We start from the raw sequence: 3,643 nt of genomic DNA on the forward strand, positions 1-3,643 counted from the left end.
TGGAGGAGAAAACAGCTGAAAACCCTTGTTTGGATTTCGGCTGTTGGAAGGAAAGGAATTTTGCAAAGGTCTCAGGCATTACAGGCGGCGGCGCTTTACTGTGGTTGGCAGGCAATTTCCTTGAGAAACCTGCAGAGGCAGAGGCTGAACCGGAAGAGGAAGAAGAATAAATACCATAAAAGGCCGTCTGAAAAATTTCAGACGGCCTTTTTTATAGGTTCACAAAACAGCGCTTTCTTTATGTTCGAAAGTTTGCCTTTTAAAGCTCGTTTGTTGTGGCGGTAAATTGTGTTGCTGTACAGGGCTTTTGACGCTGAATACGCCCGCCTGCTTATCCGAACTTCACTTCTGCCCCGAATACTTCCCGCCATAGTTTTCGCACATTGCCGTAATGGGTCAGCAATTCGTCCGTCACTTCGGTTTTTTTGGCATCGCGCAGTTTGGTATTGTGTTGCTGCTGGCGGTAGAAGCGGTAGGCGGTGCGGCTTTGTTCGGCGAAGGTTTTGTCGATGAGGCCGCAGTCGGCAGCGATGTTCAACAAGGCAATGTTGCCGTAATTATCGAGGAGTTGCGGATACTGGCGGGCATGGGCAAGGATGAGGTATTGGACGATAAATTCGACATCGACCACGCCGCCGCGCGCGTATTTAACATTACTGTCGGCAGGCGGATGGGTGGGGAACATTTTTTCGCGCATTTCAATGATTTCGCCTGCTAAAACGGTTTGGTCGCGTTCGGCGGTCAGCATTTCGGTGCGGATGCGGTCGAAGGCCGTCTGAACATCAGGCGTACCGCAGATAAAACGGGCGCGGGTAAGGGATTGGTGCTCCCACGTCCATGCGTTTTCGCGCTGGTATTTTTCAAAGGCGGCGATGCTGTGGGCGAGGAAACCTGCATCGCCGTTGGGGCGCAGGCGCAGGTCGGTTTCGTAGAGGCTGCCTGCGCCGGTGGCGGCGGAAAGCCAGTTGGTCAGGCGGCGGGCAAGGCGGCTGTAAACGTCGCCTGCATCGGAATGCGGGTCGTCGTAAAGATAGACCAAGTCGAGGTCGGAGGAATAGCTGAGCTCTTTACCGCCCAGTTTGCCGTAGCCGATGATGGCAAATTGCGGCGTGTCGCGGTGTTTTTTGGGCATATCCGCCCACGCGCATGGCACAGCGGCGGCGAGGATGGTGTCGGCAAGTGCGGAGAGTTGATCGGAAAGTGATTCTACCGTCCACAATTCGGCAAGGTCTTGAACGGCGAGGCGGAAGACTTGGGCGTGTTGGAAATGGCGCAATGTGTCCATTTGCGCTTCAGTATCGCCGCCGCAGGCTTTGAGGTCGTTTGAAAGCGAGTCGGCGAGTGCTGGCCAGTCAAACGTGGTATCCAAAAGCTGGGCGCTGATGAGTTCGTCCAGCAGAATCGGGTATTTGCTCAGATACGCCGCCACCCATGAGCTTTGGCTCATGATTTGTGCTAGGTGCGCCAAGGTTTGCGGATGTTCGTTGAGGAAGGCGAGATAGGCGGAGCGGCGGCTGATGTTTTCGAGGAAGTCAAACAGCCGCATCAGCGTATCGGTCGGGTTGGGTTGCTCGGCCGCCGCTTGTACCAACAACGGCACAATGGCGTCAAAACGCGGCTGGGCGTGTGCAGAAAGGTGGCGATATTTATGGCCGTTGCGGATTTGGTCGAGCCGTGTGGCGATGGTTTCGGCATCAAACCCATATTCTTTCAGACGGCCTAGCCGTTCTTCTTCGTCGGGTTTTTCCTGCCATGCCCATTGCCATTCGCTGTTGTCTTGCGTTTGTTCTTCGGGTTCGCTCAAGATTTCGTTAAACAACTGATTGACTTTGTTCCGATGAACATTGAGGCCGTCTGAAAAAGCGGCGTAGCTGTCGAAGCCCATGCTTTCAGCGAGCAGTTGTTGCTGTTCGGGCGAGGTGGGCAGGGTTTGGGTTTGCTGGTCATCCCAGTATTGCAGGCGGTGTTCGACGTCGCGCAGGAATCGGTAGGCGGCCAGCAGGGTTTCAACGTTTTCAGACGGCATGATGCCCAGCTCGGCAAGTTTCTTCAGCGTTTCTTGCGTACCTTTCAGTTGCAGCACGCGCATTTGGCCGCCGCGTATCATCTGGAATATCTGGGCGATAAATTCGACTTCACGGATGCCGCCTGCGCCGAGTTTGATGTTGTTTGCCATGCCTTTTTTGCTGACTTCGCTGCGGATTTGGCGGTGCAGGTTGCGCATCGCCTCATACGCGCTGTAATCCAGATATTTTCGGAACACAAAGGGGCGCACCAGCGATTTGATGTCGTTCGGATACGGCGTAACCACGCGGCCTTTGCACCACGCATAGCGCTCCCATTCGCGCCCCTGTGTAATCAGATATTGCTCCAGCGCGGTTTCACTCAACACCAGCGCGCCCGAATCGCCGTCCGGCCGCAGCCGCATATCGACGCGGAACACCTGCCCGTCGGCGGTAATGTCGTTCAACAACGCAATCAGTTTCTGCCCGACTTTGGTGAAAAATTCCTGATTGCCCCGTTCGCGCCTACCGTCGGTATCGCCCGATTCGGGATAGATGAAAATTAAATCGATATCGGAAGACACGTTCAGCTCATAGCCGCCTGCCTTACCCATCGCCACCACGCTCAAATGCTGCGGCGATTTAGTATAACGCCCGATTGGCGTACCATACATATCCTGATAATAGGCGTAAGAAAAATCCAACGCAGTATTCACAGCAAAATCGGCAAACAGCGTAATCGTACGGGTTACTTCGTTCAAATCGCTGATGCGGTTGATATCGCGCACGATAATCTGCGACACGACATAACGGCGCAACTCGCGCAACTGCCGCGCTAATTCTTCCTCGTTTTCTTCCGCACGGATTTTGTCCCAATCGGCAAAAGCTTGAAAATCAGCTTCGGTCAACGCCTTGTCCAGCATGGGCAGGAAAATTTCGGGCTTGAGTTTACCTGAATCAAGATTACGGGCGAGAAAAAGGGAATAACGGCGGGCGGCGTCGAGGCGGTTCATAATCTTTGCCTGAATAAACAGAAAAGACCATCATAGCAAGGTTTCAGGCCGTCTGAAACCCACGCTTTCCCCTATCCGTGCAATCGGCTAAAATACCAACCTTTGCAACCCCACATAAGGAAACCGCCATGACCCGTATGGTTCACTGCGTCAAACTCGGCAAAGAAGCCGAAGGCATGAAATTTCCGCCGCTGCCCAACGAACTGGGCAAACGCATCTTCGAAAACGTTTCCCAAGAAGCATGGATGGCATGGACCCGTCACCAAACCATGCTGATCAACGAAAACCGCCTAAGCCTTGCCGATCCGCGCGCACGCGAATACCTCGCCCAGCAGATGGAACAATACTTCTTCGGCGACGGAGCAGATGCCGTACAAGGCTACGTTCCGCAAGAGCCTAAATAAGCATTGAAAAGCCAAGGCCGTCTGAAACCTGATTTTCAGACGGCCTTTAAAATTCCCGATTGCCCCGCATATTAGGCAAATAGAACAGATAAATCATACAAACCCATGATTCTCTGTTAGAATCCAAATTTCATTCATTTTCAATTCATACTGGAGCAAACGCCATGCAAAACGACGTTTACGACTATACCTCGCAAGGCTCGGTTGCCAAAAATACCGTCCT

The 3,643-nt window shown here is 53.1% G+C and carries 2 protein-coding genes; one reads left to right on the forward strand and one right to left on the reverse strand.

From position 1 onward, the window contains the following. Positions 1-331: 331 nt before the first annotated feature. A complete protein-coding gene (gene glnE, locus ACTHSP_RS18805) occupies positions 332-3,016 on the reverse strand; it encodes a bifunctional [glutamate--ammonia ligase]-adenylyl-L-tyrosine phosphorylase/[glutamate--ammonia-ligase] adenylyltransferase (protein ID WP_440346663.1) in 2,685 nt (894 codons plus the stop codon). Between the two features lie 128 nt (positions 3,017-3,144). Here glnE and ACTHSP_RS18810 point away from each other — a divergent pair, with 128 nt between their 5' ends. Then, positions 3,145-3,420 carry an oxidative damage protection protein gene (locus ACTHSP_RS18810; protein ID WP_003682648.1) on the forward strand — a complete coding sequence of 92 codons (276 nt, stop codon included), beginning with the start codon at positions 3,145-3,147 and terminating at the stop codon, positions 3,418-3,420. Positions 3,421-3,643: the final 223 nt, after the last annotated feature.

This window comes from Neisseria sp. P0001.S005 (assembly GCF_051963715.1).

Excerpts from the sequence above, each read along its gene's own strand:
- glnE (WP_440346663.1), bottom strand. The coding sequence starts at position 3,016 with ATGAACCGCCTCGACGCCGCCCGCCGTTATTCCCTTTTTCTCGCCCGT.
- ACTHSP_RS18810 (WP_003682648.1), top strand. The coding sequence starts at position 3,145 with ATGACCCGTATGGTTCACTGCGTCAAACTCGGCAAAGAAGCCGAAGGC.